Origin of the sequence: Polyangium spumosum (genome assembly GCF_009649845.1) — a bacterium.
GTDB lineage: Bacteria > Myxococcota_A > Polyangia > Polyangiales > Polyangiaceae > Polyangium > Polyangium spumosum.
This window is the reverse complement of sequence record NZ_WJIE01000006.1, coordinates 418,352-434,979: the sequence shown is the minus strand read 5'-3', so window position 1 is coordinate 434,979 and position 16,628 is coordinate 418,352. Positions and strand designations below refer to the sequence as shown.

The window sequence follows — 16,628 nt, the reverse complement described above, 5'->3', positions numbered from 1 at the left end:
ACCGCCCGCGTGCGGCCCGCGGGCGTGCGCCGCCGGAAGGCGGGAGAGCCCGCGAATCTCCACATTTCGAGCTGGGCACGAACGCTGCTCTTGGAGGGGCCAAACGTGACGGAGGGATGTGCCTTGTTCAAGCAAGCGACGGCTTTGGTTCTGTGCTCGGCGGGATTTTTCGGCTGCGCGGCGGAGGTCGCCGATCCGGTCGAGGGCGCGGCGGAGGGCGAGGTCTTCACCGAGACCGTCGTCGTGTTCCAGGAGGACGGGTCGGAGAAGGTGTACACCCGCGAGCTCACCTTGGCCGAGGTCATGTACCCGGCGATGCCCGCTCCGGACGTCGAGGCGCAAGGCGACGAGGAGAACGTGGGCGAGGCGGCGCAGGCGCTCGGGACCATCTCGTGTTACGACAGCCCGCTGCTCCTCATTCTCCATGATCAGCCGAACCTGCAAGGCAACCGGATCTGCTTCGCGCACCATTCGAGCAGCGGCCAGACCGTGGATCTCAACGCGTATTGTCGGATCTGGCAGACGAACTATTTCCCCTATAGCAAGACTTGCATTGGCAAGTGGAACCACTTCGTCGCGAGCTACCGGGCCGGCAACTTCGGGGGCACGTTCACGGATGCCTATGGAGCCGTGACGACTTATTCCCCCTGGCAGACCGTGAATGGCGTCGGCCCCGCGATGCAATACGCGCGGCACCTCTACGCGTCGGGAAACATCGGTTGTTGGAACAAGGTCTGCGATACCGGCGAGACCTGCTCGAGCTGCCCCGGCGATTGCGGGAGCTGCTGCGGCAACGGCGCCTGCGACAACAACGAGACCTGCTCGACCTGCTCCCAGGACTGTGGAGCGTGCACCTGGTGCGGCAATGGCACCTGCGACAACGACGAGACCTGCTCGACCTGCTCGCTGGATTGCGGCGCCTGCGGCCCGGTGTGCGGCAACTGGAGCTGTGAAACCCACCGGGGTGAGACGTGCAGCTCATGCCCGTATGACTGCGGCGCCATTTACTATTACTGTATCTCCTGTGGTGGCGGCAACGGGATCACACAGTCCTACGCAGCTTGCTCGCAACAGGAGGCGAACGCCATGGTACAGGCCGGCTGGGGCTCGTGCTTCATCGGCTACGGCGCCTGCTTTTGAGCAGACGCTCTCACCTCACCTCCCGCACCAAAATCCCCCGCGGCATCCTCCGTTCCCCGCCAAACCCTTTCGCCTCCGTCGTCCACAATTCCCGCGTCGCCGCCGCCAGCGCCGCCGCCGCCTGCTCCCGCCGACTCTTCACCTCTTTCGGGTCACGCGTCCCCTGCGTGGGCAATCCCTCCACGCCCACCCACGCGAGCACCGCTGCGTCACGACCGAGCCCCGCCCACAGGCTCGGCGGGTCCGGGTGCAGGCGCATCCACTCCGCGATCGACGATGGCGACGGCGCCTTCGGGTCGATCGGATACGCCCCCGCCGTCGCCGCCAGCGTGCCCTGCGGCAAGCTCACCCCGCCGAGGTCGAGCCCCACCGCCACCTTCACGCTCGTCCCCGCCGTCGCGAGCAGCACGTCCGATACGCAGCTCCCGTAGACCGCCGCGCCCCCGATGCCGCGCCACGACGGCGGCAGGCGCGTGCACTCGAACGCCTCCTCCTGCGCCATGTCCACGCTGCCCTTGTCGCCGATCCACACCGTTTGTCCCTTCGACGGCAGCACACCCACGAGCGCCTTGCGCACCCGCTCGGGCTCCTCGCCGATCACGAACACGAACGGCGAGTCGGCCACGTCGGGCGCGGGCGGATGCAAGAGCAACACCGGGATCGACTCGCGCGCCGCGAACTTCGCCGCGATCGTCGCCTCCTCCCGGTCGACGCCCGCGATCACGATCGCCGCCCCGTCCGCGCCGAGGCCCTCGAGCGCGTCCTCGATGCCCGTGTCCCGGCCGAGATCGTCCCGCGTCACGAGCCGCGCCTTCGACCCCGGCAGCCCCAGGCCGAACATCACGCCGCTCACGACCTGCGTGCCCCGCCGCCGCGCCTCGAGGCTACGCGTCGGCAGCACCAGGCCGAGCGTGGGCGCCTCGACGCGCGCGCCACCCGCGCCCTGCGCGAGCTCGGCGATCTCGTCGGCGCCCGTCCCGAGCAGCGGCATCGCCGACCCGAGCAGCCTGCCCGCGAGCTTCTGATCGTGCGCCGAGATCGCCGCGTCCGAGAGCCGCGCGACGAGCGCCTTCTGCACCTCGAGCTCCTCGCTCTGCGGCTCGGGGTACTTCTTGCGGCGCTCCTCGAGGATCGGCGTGAGCGCGTCCGGCGGGATGCTCGCGACGAGCTCGGCGAGCTTCGCGCGCACCTCGGACCGCTCCTCGAACGAGGCCTCGTGCAGCCACACCAGCATCAGCTCGATCGCCTGGCCGTGGTGCTTGGCGCCGATCGCGCTCGCGGTCGTCTCCTCGTTCAAGAACGTCCGGGCGTGCGGGTCGAGGAGCTTGCCGAGCAGCGGCAAGAGCTTGCCCAGCGCGGCCTCGGCCTTGCCCGATCGACGCAGCGCGGCGCCCTGGATCATGCGGGCGAGCTCCGCGGTCGTGCCGAGGAGGTCCGTCTGCTTCTCGGCGCGGGACGCGAGCTCCGTGGCGCGGCCGAGGTCGCCTCGCTCGAGCGCGATCCAGGCGAGCATCACGTCGGCCACGGGGCCGAGCGCGTCCTCGGGGAAGCGCTTCTGGAAGGCGAGCAGGCGTTTTTCGAGGGCGAGGCGCTCGGCTCGGCTCGACTGCGCGAACGAGGCCTCGATGCCCCGCAGCTCGGTCTGCGCCTCGATCGACGACGAGAGCGGCACGGTGGGGGCGACGACGATGGTACGCGATCCATCACACGCGGAGGCGCACGCCAGCGCGACGGCGAACGCTGCGAGAGCCCGGATCGAGCGGCCGAGCGAATTGCCTGAAGATCGCGCCACCTTACCTTGACGTCCTGGCCAGAGTTTCATACATCGCCGGTCGCCCGCAAGACGACGAGGAGCATTCGTGTCCGAAGCAGCGCTGGCCGATCAATCCCTCTTCGCGCAGAACCGCCGCGCGTTTCTCCTGCGCAAGTTGCACTCGCTCACGGGCGTCGCGCCCGTCGGCGCCTTCATGGTGTTCCACCTGTGGACGAACGCCAAGGCGCTCCAGGGACAGGAGCCCTTCGACAAGGCCGTCTCGGAGATCACCCACACGCCGTACCTGCCGGTGCTCGAGTGGGGGCTGATCCTCCTGCCCCTGCTTTTCCACGCGGGTTACGGGGTCAAGCTCGCGCTCGACGCGAAGTACAACGTCTCGAAGTACAAGACCACGCGCAACTGGGCCTTCACGCTCCAGCGCGTGACAGGCCTCATGGCCTTCGCGTTCATCGCGTTCCACCTCTACGAGTACTGGGGCAAGAAGCTCGTGGGCAAGATGGCGCCCGAGCAGTTCTACCCCGCGCTCTGCCAGAACATGTCGGCCACGGTGAAGGGCATCCCGGTCGTGGGTTTGCTCTACGTGCTCGGCATCGCGGCGTGTGTCTTCCACTTCGCGAACGGGCTCTGGGGCTTCTGCTTCTCGTGGGGCGTGACGGTGTCGCGCCGCTCGCAGCAGATGGCGGCGGCCGTCTTCGGCGTGCTCGGCGTGGCGATCTTCTTGCTCGGCGCGAACACGGCGATCTACTTCGCCACGGGCCAGAGCGTGCAGGACATGATTTTCGGCAGGAAGGAAACGTCGGGCGCGCGCACGTGCGCCGACATCCTCCAGCAAACGCAGAAGCCCGTCTCCGTCGGGCCGGTCATCGAGTGAGGTACTGAGCCATGGCTGCGAAAAGCACGAACCGGGGCGAGGGGAGCAAGGTCCGAAGGGTGGTCGTCGTCGGCGGAGGCCTCGCGGGCCTCATGACGGTGATCAAGCTCTGCGAGGCGAAGGTCCCGGTGGACCTCATCTCGCTCGTCCCGGTGAAGCGCTCGCACTCGGTGTGCGCGCAGGGCGGCATCAACGCCTCCGTCAACACCAAGGGCGAGGGCGACAGCCCGCAGATCCACCTCGAAGAGACGGCCTACGGCGGCGACTTCCTGGCGAACCAGCCGCCCGTGAAGGGCATGGCCGAGGCGGCGCCGGGCATCGTGTTCATGCTCGACCGCATGGGCGTGCCCTTCAACCGCACGCCCGAGGGCCTGCTCGACTTCCGCCGCTTCGGCGGCACGCTCTTCCACCGCACCGCGTTCGCGGGCGCGACGACGGGCCAGCAGCTCCTCTACGCCCTCGACGAGCAGGTGCGCCGCTACGAGATCCAGGACGTCGTCGACGAGCACGGCGTGGCCATCCCGGGCGAGAAGATGGTCCGCAAGTTCGAGTTCTGGGACTTCCTGCACGCGGTGCTCGACGACAGCGGCACCTGCGTCGGCTGCGTCGCGCAGGACCTCAAGACGATGCAGATCAAGTACTTCCAGGGCGACGCCGTCGTGCTCGCCACGGGGGGCAACGGCATCGTCTTCGGCCGCTCCACGATGAGCGTGATCTGCACGGGCACGGCGGCCGCGACGGTCTACCAGCAGGGCGCGGTCTACGCGAACGGCGAGTTCATCCAGGTGCACCCGACGGCGATCCCGGGAGCGGACAAACTCCGCCTCATCTCGGAGAGCGCGCGCGGCGAGGGCGGCCGCGTGTGGGTGCCGAAGGACCCGAAGGATCAGCGCAACCCGAAGGAGATCCCCGAGCGGGAGCGCGACTACATCCTCGAGCGCATGTACCCGGGCTACGGCAACCTCGTGCCCCGCGACATCGCCTCCCGCGCCATCTTCAAGACGTGTTTCCACGAGAAGCGCGGCGTCTTCAACCCGAAGACGGGCAAGAACGAGAACGAGGTCTACCTCGACCTCACGCACAAGGACGAGAAGTTCCTGCGCGCGAAGCTCGCGGGTATCCTCGAGATCTACGAGAAGTTCGCCGGGACCGACCCCTACCACAACCCGATGAAGGTCTTCCCCTCCGTGCACTACTCGATGGGCGGCCTGTGGGTCGACTTCGAGAGGGACGCGCGCGGATCGATCAAGGCCGGCTCGCCGCGCAACCACGCGACGAACATCCCCGGGCTCTACGCGGTGGGCGAGGTCGACTACCAGTACCACGGGGCGAACCGGCTCGGCGCGAACTCGCTGCTCTCGTGCATCTACGGCGGCATGGTCACGGGCCCCTCGGTCGCGAGTTACCAGAAGAGCCTCGCGAAGAGCGCGTTCGACCTGCCGAAATCGATCTTCGAGAAGGCCGAGAAGCGCTGCCAGGAGGACTACGAGCGCATCCTGAAGCAGAACCAGGACGCGAAGAGCGCCGAGAACCCCTACAAGCTCCACCAGGAGCTCGGCGACATGATGCTGCGCGACGTCACGATCGAGCGCGACAACGCGACGCTCGACGGGGTGATCACGAAGATCGGCGAGCTCGACGAGCGCGTGAAGAAGGTCGCCTGCCCCGACGGCTCGCTGCGCGCGAACCAGGGCGCGCAGTTCGTCCGGCACCTCGAGAACATGCTCGTCCTCGCGCGCGTGATCGCCGAGGGCGCGAAGAACCGCGACGAGTCGCGCGGCGCGCACTACAAGCCCGCGTTCCCGAAGCGCAACGACGCCGACTGGATGCGCACGACGCTCGCGAAGCACGAGCAGAAGGGCGCGGTGAAGTTCGTCCGGGAGTTCGACTACACGTGCGCCGGGCAGCCGGTCCACGTGACGGACGCGGTCGACGCGAGCCTCGTCGCGCCGCGTGAACGCAAGTACGAGCAGGCCGGCGCGGCGAGCGCGGCCGCGACCGGGAAGATCACGCAACAGCCGGCTGCCGCCGAGCAGCAGAAGAGCGTTTGACCATGGCGAACAGCGACACGACGAAGGGCACCGGGCGTCTCGTGCATCTGCGCGTCAAGCGCCAGGACGGGCCGGATCTCCCGGAGACGAAGCGGTACGAGGAGTTCAAGGTCCCCTACCTGCCGCAGATGAACGTGATCAGCGCGCTGCAGCAGGTGCAGAAGGAGCCACGCACGGTCGACGGCAAGGACGTCGCGCCCGTGGTGTGGGAGTCGTCGTGCCTCGAAGAGGTCTGCGGCGCCTGCACGATGATCATCAACGGCCGCGTGCGTCAGGCGTGCTCGGCGCTCGTGGACCAGATCGCGCCGAACGGCGAGGTGATCACGGTCGAGCCGATGACGAAGTTCCCGCTCGTGCGGGACCTCATCGTCGATCGCGAGCGCATGTTCCACGACATGAAGAAGGTGAAGGCCTGGATCGACATCGACGGGACGCACGAGCTCGGCCCGGGTCCACGCGAGTCACCCGAGGCGCAGCAGGAGCGTTACCCGCTGTCGCGCTGCATGACGTGCGGGTGCTGCGTCGAGGCTTGCCCGCAGTACAACGATTCGACGCAGTTCGTCGGGCCGTTCGCGCTGAACCTGGTGCGGCTCTTCAACATGCACCCGTCGGGGGCGCTGCACAAAAACGCGCGGCTCGAGACGGTCATGGGCGAGGGCGGCGTGCAGGACTGCGGCAAGTCGCAGAACTGCGTGGAGGTTTGTCCGAAGGAGATCCCGCTCGTCGATTCGATCGCGCAGGTGTCGCGGGACGCGACGAAGCGGCTGCTGTTCGGCTGGTTGTTGAAGTAGGGCGAGCCGCCGCTCACCGCCAGGGCATGCCGAAGCCCATGCCGGGCATGTACCCGGGGCCCCAGCCGAGGCCCCGGGGCATGTAGCCGTTCATGTTCTGCGTCCGCGCGATGATGCGGGGCGTGAGCAAATGGCTGACGAGCGTACACGTCTGGTGCTGCAGGTAGTTCTGGTTGCAGCCGATCCAGACGCCGAGCGAGCTGCGCGAGCCGTCGCCCTCGTAACGGACGACCTCCCCCGTGGGCAGGACGCTGAGCCAGGCGTGGGGCTCGTCGCCCTGCGAGGCGTGCAGGATGCCCACGTTGCCGAGCAGCTTGTCGCCGGGGCCGACGAGCTTGCCGCCGGGCTCGAGCAACGCGACGGGCTCGTTGTTCGGGTCGTAGACGCGTCCGCCGCGGTCGACGGTGAGCTCTTCGCTGTCGTTGATCGTGACGCGCCCGTTCGGATGGACGTCGACGACCGACGAGCCGACGACCCAGCGGGCGCGGGGCACGTCGAGCATCGCGCCGCCGCGGGCCCAGTTGGCCGGGGCGCCCGGCGCGCATGCGCCGAGGACGAAGGCGGAGGCGAGGATCAAGCGCCGCATCATGGCCTCCAGGATATAACGCAAGCGGCCCGTCGGTCAGGGCCCGCCGCGCCTAAACCTTCTCGATCGAGGCTTTTCCGAGCAGGCCCGTCGGCTTGACGAGCAACACGGCGATGAGAGCCGTGAAGACCAGGACATCCTGCAGGCCGGAGTACGCCGTGAGCTTGGTCATCTCGCCGATGATGCCGATGAGCAGGCCGCCGAGCATCGCGCCCGGGATGTTGCCGATGCCGCCGATGACGGCCGCGACGAAGGCGCGCGTGCCGATCACCACGCCCATCGTCGGATACACCTGCGACTGATCGAGGCAGTAGAGGACGGCGCCGAGCGCGGCGAGCATCGAGCCCACGATGAAGGTGATCGAGATGACCCGGCTCGTGCGGATGCCCATGAGGCGCGCGGCCTCGATGTTCACGCTGAGGGCGCGCATCGCTTTGCCCATCCAGGTTTTGTGCACGAGGAACTGAAGCGCGACCATCACGGAGAAGGCCGAGATGAAGATGACCTTGCGCGTGTGCTCGATCGGCAAGAGCTGCGGGTAGCCGCGGTACTGCGCGGTGAAGAGGAGCTGCGCGAGGTTCTGCAAGAGCACGCTCATGCCGAGCGCCGTGACGAGCGGGGTGATGCGGCTGTTCGCCTTGCCCTTGCCGCGCGTGCGCAGCGGCGCGTAGGCGACCTTCTCGACGAGCATGCCGAGCAGGCCCGCGAAGGCCATGGCGAGCAGCGTCCCGCCCACGCCGGCGATGAGCGGCGCGTCCTTGCCGCCGATGGCCGTGATGGCGAAGAAGCCGATGAAGGCGCCCATCATGAAGACCTCGCTGTGGGCGAAGTTGATGAGCTTCAGGATGCCGTAGACCATCGTGTAGCCGAGGGCCACGAGCGCGATCATCGACCCCTGCGCGAGGCCCGTGATGAGGGCGTTGAGGATCTTCATGGCCATGGCGTTCACTCGACCTCGCGCCTCAGGGCTTCGCCGCCGCCTTGTCGTTCACCGTCGCGAAGTAGGTGAACTTCTTGTTCTTGATCTGGACGATCACGATGGATTTGTCCGCGTTGCGGCTCGGGTCGATGGTGATCGTGCCCGTCGCGCCCTGGAAGTCCCTGGTCTCGGCGATCGCGTCGCGGATGGCCTCGGGCGTGTCGCCCTTGGCGCGGCCCATGGCGTCGAAGAGGAGCATGGCCGAGTCGTAGCCGAGCGACGCGAGGCTCGACGGGTCGCGCTTGAAGCGCTCCTTGTAGGCCTTGAGGAAGGCCTGCGCGTGGGGCCAGGGCACGTCGGGCGCGTAGTGGTTCGTGAAGTACGCGCCCTCCATCTCCTCGCCCGCGTCCACGAGCAGCGTCTCGGCGTCCCAGCCGTCGCCGCCGACGAACGTGCTGCCCGGCAGACCCGCGGCCTTCGCCTGGCGCGCGATCGGGACCATCGCGTTGTAGTAGATCGGCGCGTAGACGAGGTCGGGCTTCGCGTCGCGGATCTCGTTGATGTACGTCGTGAAGTTCGTCTCGGTCTTGATGAAGCTCTTCTCCACGACGATCTCGCCGCCGAGCTTCTTCGCCGCCTCGCGGAACTGCGAGGCGAGGCCCGAGGAGTAGACGTCGTCCGAGGCGAAGAGCATGCCGATGCGCTTCTTGCCCATGGTCTTCACCACGAACTCGGCGCCCATCTGGCCCTGGATGTCGTCGGTGAAGCAGACGCGGAAGACGAAGGGCCCGATCTGCGTGACCTCCGGCGCCGTCGCGCTCGAGGTGATCATCGGGACCTTGTGCTTGTTCGCCACGATGCCGCCGATCGTGGAGCGCGAGGAGGCGACCTCGCCGAGCAGCGCGACGACCTTGTCCCGCGTGACGAGCTGCAGGACCTTGTTGTTCGTCTCCTGCGGGTTCGACTTGTTGTCCTCGTAGAGGACCTTCACCGGCCGGCCCTTCGCGCCGCCCTTCTTGTTGACCTCGAAGACCGCGAGCTCGATGCCCTCCTTGGTCTCGATGCCGAACTGCGTCTCGGCGCCGGACAGGCTCAGGTACGCGCCGACCTTCCAGGGCTCGAGGGCCGCGGGCGCGCTCGGATCCTTGCCGGCGGCGTCCTTCTGCGGCGCGTCTTTCGGGGTGCACGCGGTGAGCCCCAGCGCGCTCGCGCCGAGGGCCACGATTGCCATCACCCAACGCCGTCGTCCGAGCATCGACTTCTCCTCGCCGGCAAGGGCCGCGGAGACCGCGAGACACCCCGAGCCGGGCCGATGAGTACCATCATCGCCGCGAATCGTCAGCCCCTCGGGATCAACCGGCGCGGCGGCGCGCCCAGACGAACCGCTCCACGTTGCCCTTCGGCCCATGGACCGCGCTGTCGACCTCGGCCACGACCTCGAAGCCGGCCGCCTCGATGTCGCGACGCGCCGCGGCGATCGCGCCCTCCCGCGTCTCCTTGTCCCGGATGACGCCCCGCCCCCGCGAGGCCGCTTCCCGGCCCGCCTCGAACTGCGGCTTGACCAGGGCGACGAGGTCGCCGCCCGCGTCGAGCATGGCCGCGATGGCGCCGATGAGCTTGCCGATCCCGATGAACGAGGCGTCCACGACCACGAGGTCGACGCCCTCGGGCAGGTCGCTCCGCGAGAGCTCACGCGCGTTGACGCGCTCGCGGACGTCGACGCGTGGATCCTGGCGGAGCTTCTCGGCGAGCTGGCCGTAGCCGACGTCGACGGCCACGACGAGCGCGGCGCCGCGCTGGAGCAGGCAATCGGTGAAGCCACCCGTGGAGGCGCCGACGTCGACACACCTGCGGCCCGTGACGTCGAGGCCCTGGGCCACGAAGGTCGCGAGCGCGTGGTCGAGCTTGTCGCCGCCGCGGGAGACGAAGCGCGGCGGGGCGGCGACCTGGAGGAGCGCGTCGGGCACGAGGAGCGCGCCGGGTTTGTCCACGCGCGAGCCCTCGGTGCTGACCTTGCCGGCCATGATGAGGGCCTGGGCCTGGGCGCGGCTCTCGGCGAGGCCTCGGGTGACGAGCAGGGCATCGGCGCGGACGCGGGCGGGCGAGCGGGTCATGGCTTGAAGGTGTCGCCGTGGATGGCACGAGCGACGGTGAGAAGTCCATCAGCGATGCGGGGGCCGGGGCGCAAGACGTCGGAGCCGACGAAGTGGATCTGGCCTTTCTGGACGGCGCGGAGCTCGCGCCATCCGGGGGCGCCCTCGACACGCTCACGCAGGCTCTTGGTGGCGCGCATGTCGGAGGCGCCGTCGAGCAGGACGTCGGGATCGAGGGCGAGCAGGTGCTCGAGGCCGATCGTCGGGTACGCGCCGCCGCGGGTGATCACGTTTTCCCCGCCGGCCAGACGGACGAGCTCGTCGGGAAAACTGCCGGGGCCGGCGACGACGATGGGCGCGGCGTCGAACACGAAGAGCACGCGTCTCCTGGGGAGCTTCGTGGCTTTTTCGGCGAGCGCCTTGCGTTTGTCCTCGATGTCCTCGGCGACCCGCTTCGCTTCGGCCTCGTGGCCGACGCGGCGGCCGAGCTCGACGATCATGCGGGTGATGCCGTCGAGCGACTCGGTCTCCGGGAAAAACGTGTCGATGCCGTGCGCGCGCAGGCCCTCCTCGAGCACGGGCCCGGCCGGTCCACGCGCGCCGACGACGAGCGTGGGGGCGAGCGCGACGATCGCCTCGACGTTGGGATCGGCGTAGCCGCCGACGACGGGCAGCGCCGCGGCCTCCTTCGGGAAGTCGCAGTACCGCGAGCGGCCGACGAGCAACCCGCCGGCGCCGATCGCGAACATCACCTCCGTCGTGCTCGGCGAGAGCGAGACGACGCGGAGCTTTTTTTCTTTCCCCGATCCGCGCGAGCAGGCCGCGAGCGCGAGCGTGGCGAGGACGAACGCGCGCCGCTTCACCGCGCGCGGCGCCGCAGACCGAGCACGACGAGCGCGAGCGCGAAGAGGCCGCCGCGCCAGGGAACGGGCTTCGTCGGATCGGCGCTCATGCTGCAGGAGCTGTCTTGCGAGAGCGCGGGGCCGTCGCCTTCGTCCTCGTCGCCCCAGCCGCCGCCGGGCGTCTCGCTCGTCTGCTTGAAGCAGACGCCTTGGCCGGCGCTGTCGCTGTCGCAGTACCAGCCCTCGGGGCACGGCGCCTTCTCGTTGCAGAGGCGCGTGCAGTACTGCTCGTTGCCGTCGTTCACGCATCGACCCGAGGCGCAGTCGGCGGGCTCGTTGCAGGCGTCGCCGGGCGTGTACGAGTAGTCGGGGTGCGTGGGCGCGCCGTTCGCCCATCCGGGTACGGGATAACCGCCCATCTCCGCGGCTTTGATCGCCGTGTCCTTGATCCACTGATCCCAGGCCTTGACGTAGCCGTAGATCGGGCTCGAGCAGTTGAAGCCGCCGCGCGAGGTCACGCCGATGACGCGGTTTTGCAGGTCGATCGCGGGCCCGCCGCTGTCGCCCTGGCAGACGCCGGCGTTGCCCATCCACTCGGTCTCGGTGACCTGGAACTGCGGGCACTCTTCAGTGACGCACGTGATCGTGAGATCGTCGCGGCGACGCCGCTGACCCGCGCCGTTGCCCGCGCCGTCCGTCGCGCCGTACCCGACCGCGGAGTACGTCTCGCCCGTGACGAGCGGGTCGTCGACGCGGGGCACGAGGGGCTTGGCCTCCGATTCGGGGATGTTCTCCGCGAGGATCAGGATCGCCTGATCCTGACCGCAGAAGTCGTCGCCGCTCGGCAGGAGCACGACCTCCTTCGCGGCGCGGTAGGCGGAGGGGTCTTGCGAGACCTCGGGATGGGTCGTGACGAGGTAGTTCGACGCCGCGACCGGCGGGGCGAACTTGGTGACGCCGCACTGGACCGAGCCATCGTTGTTGTTGATCTGCGAGATGCAGTGGCGCGCCGTGAGCACCATGTTCGGCGCGAGCAGCGAGCCGGTGCAGATGCCGCCGAGGTTCATCGCGTAAATCCCGACGACCGCGGTGTCCTTGTCATCCAGATAGCCGCCGTTGATCTCGAGCTCGGCCTCCGAGACGTCGCCCTCCGGCGAGCCTTGCGACATGTCGCCGCAACCGACGAGCGCGAGAGCGCCGAGAAACAGGGCCAAACGAGCGCGGGGCGGACAAGGGGACATCGGCGACCTCCAGGGAGCGGCACGCGCGCGGCACGAAGCAAGGAGAACGCGCGCAAGAGAGCCGCCATTGTAGGAAGCGCACTCCGCCAGCGCACGTGTTCTCTGAGCGCCGACGCACGCACGAGAGGCGAGTTTTACGGGACACGGAATCCTGCAATCCAGTTGCATGACGTGGGACAGAGGGCGGGCCACGCGCCTTCGCCAAGGTGGCGGCCGTCAGGGTCCGCCATGGCGGCGCCAGGGGTCGGAGGGAGCGATCACGCTGGATTTCCCGCGTGTTCGAGGGCGGCCCGACGTTTGCCGATCGCGCCGTCGTGACCGACAAGCTCCTGCTCACCGCGCTCGCGCTCGCGGCCGGATCCGCCCTCGCGCGCGCGCCGCTGCCCGCCGCGCTCGCGGCCGTGATGTCGCTGTTTCTGCTGCGCCGTCACCTCGAACGCTGGGCCCTCGCGGGCCTCGTGATCACGCTCGCCCTCGGCGCGCTGCGCGCCCGCGCCGCGATCGACGAGGCCGCGGCCTTGCACGCCCGCGTGACCGAGGCGCTCGGCCCTCCAGGTCGCTGCGAAGGCGAGGCGATCGTGCTGCGTTCGCCGGTGGTGCAGAGGGATCGCGGCGAGCGCGCGCCGCCCGGCGAGGAGCGCGGCGAGGCCCGCATCGAGGTGGAGATCGTGAGCGGCGCCTGCGAACGTGGCCCGATCGTCGAGCCGCTCCGCGCGAGGCTCCACGGCGCGCCCGAGGACCTCGCGCGGGGTGACCGCGTGCGCCTCGTCGCGGACCTCGCGCCGGTCCATCTCTTCCTGAACGAGAGCCTGCCCGACCCGCGCCCATCCATCGCGCGGAGCGGCGTCGCCGCGTCGGGCGGGCTCGTGGACCTCGAACACGTCTCCCGCGGCGAGCGTCTCCCCGCCTGGATCGATCGAGCCCGCGCCCACGTGCGCCGGCGCATCGAGGCGACCTTCCACCCCGAAGCCGAGCCGCTCGCGCGTGCCCTCGTCCTCGGCGAGACCGACCTCCACGACGCCGACAACGAGGCCTTTCGCCGGAGCGGTTTGTCCCACCTGCTCGCGGTCTCCGGCACGCACCTCGTCCTCGCCGTCGCGGGCCTCGCGGCCGCCGCGCGCGCCTTGCTCCTGCGCGTCACGCCCCTCTCGGCGCGCTTCGACGTCGGGCGCGTGTCCGCGGCGCTCGCGATCCCCACCTCGTGGCTCTACGCCGATTTTGCGGGCGGCAGCGGCTCGGCCCTGCGCGCGGCCGGCATGCTCTCCGTGGTCATGCTCGTGCGCGCGCTCGGCCTCAGGCCGAGCGGCGTGCGCGCCTTCGGCGGCTCGCTCCTCCTCGCGGCGCTGCTCGATCCGCTCGTCGGCAGCGACCCTTCGTTCGTGCTCTCCGCCGCGGCGACGGCGGGCCTGCTCGGGCTCGACAGGCCCATCGCCGCGCGCCTCGTGCGAGGCCCCGCGCCCCTCCGCTTCGTGCTGCGGCCCATCGCCACCACGCTCGCCGCGATGACCGGCTGCACGCCCTTCCTCGCGATGATGACGCCCTCCTTGCCGCTGCTCGGCATCCTCGCGAACCTCGTCGCCGCGCCGATCGGCGAGCTCGCGGCGCTGCCCGTTTGCCTCCTGCACGCCGCGCTCGCGTGGGCGCCGCCCGTCGAGCGAGGCGCGGCCCTGCTCGGCTCGGGCGCGCTCGTCGCCGTGCGCGCGGTCGCCCGCGTGACGAGTGACCTCGGCGGCATCGTCACCTTCCCGCCGCCCACGCCTTCCCAGCTCGCGGCCGTCGCCGTCACCGCGCTCGCGGCGGCGCTCGTGAAGGGCCGCGTCCGCCGCGGCGTGGCCCTCGCGCTCGGCTTCGCCGCGCTCCTCGTGCTGGAGCACGCCGCCGCGTTTGCTGGGAGCTCCAAGGGAGTGCTGCGCGTCCGCGCCCTCGACGTGGGCCAGGGTGATTCGATCCTCGTCGACCTTCCCGACGGAAAGACCATGCTCATCGACGGCGGCGGCTTCATGGGCAGCCCCGTCGACACGGGCACGCGGGTCGTGCTCCCCGTGCTGCGCGCGCTGCGCAAGGAGCGCGTCGACGTGGTCGTCCTCTCGCACCCGCACCCGGACCATTTCGGCGGCCTCGTCTCCACGTTGCCCGCGGTCGAGGTCGGCGAGCTCTGGGACACGGGCCAGGGCGAAGAACACGGCGCCGGCCCCACGTACCGATCCATGCTCGCGGATCTACGCCGCCGCGGCGTACCGATCCGCAGGCCCGACACGCTCTGCGGCAAACACGTGATCGGCGGCGCCACCATCGAGGTCCTCGCCCCCTGCCCCGGCTTCGCCCCCGACGAGAGCGCGAACGACAACTCCTTCGTCCTGCGCATCACCTACGGCAGCCGCTCCGCGTTGCTCGTCGGCGACGCGGAGGCCGCGGCCGAGCGCGCGCTCGTCGCGAAGGACCCCGCTGCCCTGCGCGCCGATCTGCTCAAGCTCGGCCACCACGGCAGCCGCACCTCCACGACGCCGCCCTTCCTCGACGCCGTCCGCCCGAGCGTCGCCCTCGTCTGCTCCGGCGTACGCAACCGCTATGGCCACCCCGATCCCGGCGTCCTCGCGTCCCTGGCCACGCGCGGCGTCACGATCGCCCGGACCGACCGGGGCGGCGACGTCGTCTGGGAGACCAACGGCGAGGCCGTCCACCTCTCGCGCCCCTCCGCCCGTTGAAGCGGGGATCTCGGGTGTTTCCGTGAGGAAATCGGCTGCGATCGCTTGCGCCCCCGGGGCTGCTGAAGGAGTCTCCTGCCGAATGTCACGTGACGTCACCGTGGCGACCATCCGGCGGCGGCTCGCCGGGGAGGTCGGCCGCCTCGACAAACACGCGCCCTGGCGCGTCGCGCTCGCCTACCCGTCGCCCTACCACACGGGCATGAGCTCGCTCGGCTTCTTGCAGGTCTACAAGTCGATCCAGAACGAGCCCGACATGGCCGCGGATCGCGCCTTCTTGCCCGACGACGATCACGGGCCGCGCGCCATGCCCATCACGTACGAAGCGCTCCGGCCGCTGCGCGACTACCCCGTGATCGCCATGAGCGTCGCCTACGAGCTCGAGTGCGCGGGCGTCGTCCGCCTGCTCGAAGCCTCGAACATCGCGGCGCTGCGCGAGGAGCGCTCGCCGCGGGATCCCTTCATCCTCGCCGGCGGCCCGCTGACGAACTCGAACCCGCTGCCGCTCGCGGCCTTCGCCGACGCCATCGTCATGGGCGAGGCCGACACGCTCGCCGTCGACGTCCTGCGCATCCTGCGCGACACGCCCTCCCGCGAGGACGCGCTCGACCTGCTCGCGAAGACCCCGCACGTCTTCGTCCCCTCGCGCCACGGCGCCTCCATGCCCCCGATCGCGCAGTGTGACGACGAGCTCTTGCCCGCATGGGCCCCGATCCGCACGCCCGAGACCGAGCTCTCGAACATGTTCCTCATCGAGACCGAGCGCGGCTGCTCGCGCGGCTGCGCGTATTGCGTGATGCGCCGCTCGACGAACGGCGGCATGCGCATCGTCCCCAAGGAAAAGATCCTCGGCCTCATCCCCGAGGACACGCGCCGCGTCGGCCTCGTCGGCGCCGCCGTCAGTGATCACCCGAAGATCGTGGAGATCGTCCGCACCTTGACCGACCGCGGCTGCGAGGTCGGCCTCTCCAGCCTGCGACCGGACAAGCTCAGCGACGAGTTCGTCGGCGCGCTCAAGGCGGCCGGCTACCGCACGCTCACCACCGCGATGGACGGCACGAGCGAGCGCGTGCGCGAGATCCTCGACCGCCGCGCGCGTATCCGCCACCTCGAGCGCGCGGCCGAGATGGCGCGCAAGCACGGCATGCCGCGCATGAAGCTCTACTTGATGATCGGCGTGCCCGGCGAGGCCGACGAGGACGTCGACGAGTGCGTCCAGTTCATCACGCAGCTCTCGCAGAAGGTGCCCATCGCGCTCGGCATCGCGCCCTTCTGCCCGAAGCGCAACACGCCGCTCGCGAACGCGCCCTACGCCGGCATCGACGTCGTCAACGCGCGCCTCGATCGGCTCCGCCGCGGCCTCAAGGGCCGGGCCGACGTGCGCTCGACGAGCGCGAAGTGGGCGTGGGTCGAGGCCGTGCTCGCGCAGGGCGGCGAGCCCGAGGGGCGCGCGCTGCTCCAGGCGGTGCACGAGGGCGGCACCTTCGCCGCCTACAAGCGCGCCTTCGAGGCGCTCGCCCCCAGGCCGAAGAAGCCGAAGAAAAGCCTCTCCGTGATCACCAGCGCATGAAGACCCTCGCGCTTGCTCCGGCTGATCCCGGAGGAATGGGTCCGA

At 69.9% G+C, this 16,628-nt stretch carries 13 protein-coding genes; 6 read left to right on the top strand and 7 right to left on the bottom strand.

Annotated features, from left to right (window positions below):
* Window positions 1–105: 105 nt before the first annotated feature.
* The gene (locus GF068_RS22780; protein WP_153821539.1) at window positions 106–1,140 is read left to right on the top strand and encodes a hypothetical protein; all 1,035 of its coding nucleotides are present in this window, start codon (window positions 106–108) and stop codon (window positions 1,138–1,140) included.
* Between the two features lie 10 nt (window positions 1,141–1,150).
* On the opposite strand, the gene GF068_RS22775 is transcribed toward GF068_RS22780, so the two are convergent.
* Window positions 1,151–2,932 carry a hypothetical protein gene (locus GF068_RS22775; RefSeq protein WP_153821538.1) on the bottom strand — a complete coding sequence of 594 codons (1,782 nt, stop codon included), beginning with the start codon at window positions 2,930–2,932 and terminating at the stop codon, window positions 1,151–1,153.
* A gap of 67 nt (window positions 2,933–2,999) precedes the next feature.
* Here GF068_RS22775 and GF068_RS22770 point away from each other — a divergent pair, with 67 nt between their 5' ends.
* Genes GF068_RS22770 through sdhB form a run of 3 tightly spaced genes read left to right on the top strand, consistent with a single transcriptional unit; the run spans window position 3,000 to window position 6,627 of the window.
* The gene (locus GF068_RS22770) at window positions 3,000–3,785 is read left to right on the top strand and encodes a succinate dehydrogenase/fumarate reductase transmembrane subunit (RefSeq protein WP_338046517.1); all 786 of its coding nucleotides are present in this window, start codon (window positions 3,000–3,002) and stop codon (window positions 3,783–3,785) included.
* 11 nt (window positions 3,786–3,796) lie between these two features.
* Window positions 3,797–5,836, top strand: coding sequence for a succinate dehydrogenase flavoprotein subunit (gene sdhA / locus GF068_RS22765; RefSeq protein WP_153821537.1), 2,040 nt, complete (start codon window positions 3,797–3,799; stop codon window positions 5,834–5,836).
* A 2-nt stretch (window positions 5,837–5,838) separates the two neighbouring features.
* Window positions 5,839–6,627: a succinate dehydrogenase iron-sulfur subunit gene (sdhB, locus tag GF068_RS22760; RefSeq protein WP_153821536.1), complete on the top strand. Its 789-nt coding sequence runs from the start codon at window positions 5,839–5,841 to the stop codon at window positions 6,625–6,627.
* 13 nt (window positions 6,628–6,640) lie between these two features.
* On the opposite strand, the gene GF068_RS22755 is transcribed toward sdhB, so the two are convergent.
* The 6 genes from GF068_RS22755 to GF068_RS45300 form a co-directional block, all read right to left on the bottom strand.
* Window positions 6,641–7,216 (bottom strand): hypothetical protein, encoded by a 576-nt coding sequence (locus tag GF068_RS22755; RefSeq protein WP_153821535.1) that lies wholly within the window; start codon window positions 7,214–7,216, stop codon window positions 6,641–6,643.
* Between the two features lie 49 nt (window positions 7,217–7,265).
* Window positions 7,266–8,153: a branched-chain amino acid ABC transporter permease gene (locus tag GF068_RS22750; RefSeq protein ID WP_170319619.1), complete on the bottom strand. Its 888-nt coding sequence runs from the start codon at window positions 8,151–8,153 to the stop codon at window positions 7,266–7,268.
* Window positions 8,154–8,175: 22 nt separating this feature from the next.
* Window positions 8,176–9,363: an ABC transporter substrate-binding protein gene (locus tag GF068_RS22745; RefSeq protein WP_240807216.1), complete on the bottom strand. Its 1,188-nt coding sequence runs from the start codon at window positions 9,361–9,363 to the stop codon at window positions 8,176–8,178.
* Window positions 9,364–9,484: 121 nt separating this feature from the next.
* On the bottom strand, window positions 9,485–10,246 hold the full coding sequence (locus tag GF068_RS22740) for a TlyA family RNA methyltransferase (RefSeq protein ID WP_153821533.1): 762 nt from the start codon (window positions 10,244–10,246) through the stop codon (window positions 9,485–9,487).
* Window positions 10,243–11,088: an ABC transporter substrate-binding protein gene (locus GF068_RS45305; RefSeq protein WP_338046516.1), complete on the bottom strand. Its 846-nt coding sequence runs from the start codon at window positions 11,086–11,088 to the stop codon at window positions 10,243–10,245. Before GF068_RS45305 ends, GF068_RS22740 begins: the two co-directional genes overlap by 4 nt.
* Window positions 11,085–12,308 carry a S1 family peptidase gene (locus GF068_RS45300; RefSeq protein WP_240807214.1) on the bottom strand — a complete coding sequence of 408 codons (1,224 nt, stop codon included), beginning with the start codon at window positions 12,306–12,308 and terminating at the stop codon, window positions 11,085–11,087. Before GF068_RS45300 ends, GF068_RS45305 begins: the two co-directional genes overlap by 4 nt.
* A 314-nt stretch (window positions 12,309–12,622) precedes the next feature.
* On the opposite strand from GF068_RS45300, the gene GF068_RS22725 reads away from it, so the two are divergent.
* Together GF068_RS22725 and GF068_RS22720 are read left to right on the top strand one after the other, a co-directional pair.
* Window positions 12,623–15,013: a DNA internalization-related competence protein ComEC/Rec2 gene (locus GF068_RS22725; protein ID WP_338046515.1), complete on the top strand. Its 2,391-nt coding sequence runs from the start codon at window positions 12,623–12,625 to the stop codon at window positions 15,011–15,013.
* A gap of 82 nt (window positions 15,014–15,095) precedes the next feature.
* Window positions 15,096–16,583 (top strand): B12-binding domain-containing radical SAM protein, encoded by a 1,488-nt coding sequence (locus GF068_RS22720; RefSeq protein ID WP_153821530.1) that lies wholly within the window; start codon window positions 15,096–15,098, stop codon window positions 16,581–16,583.
* The last annotated feature ends 45 nt before the right edge of the window (window positions 16,584–16,628 follow it).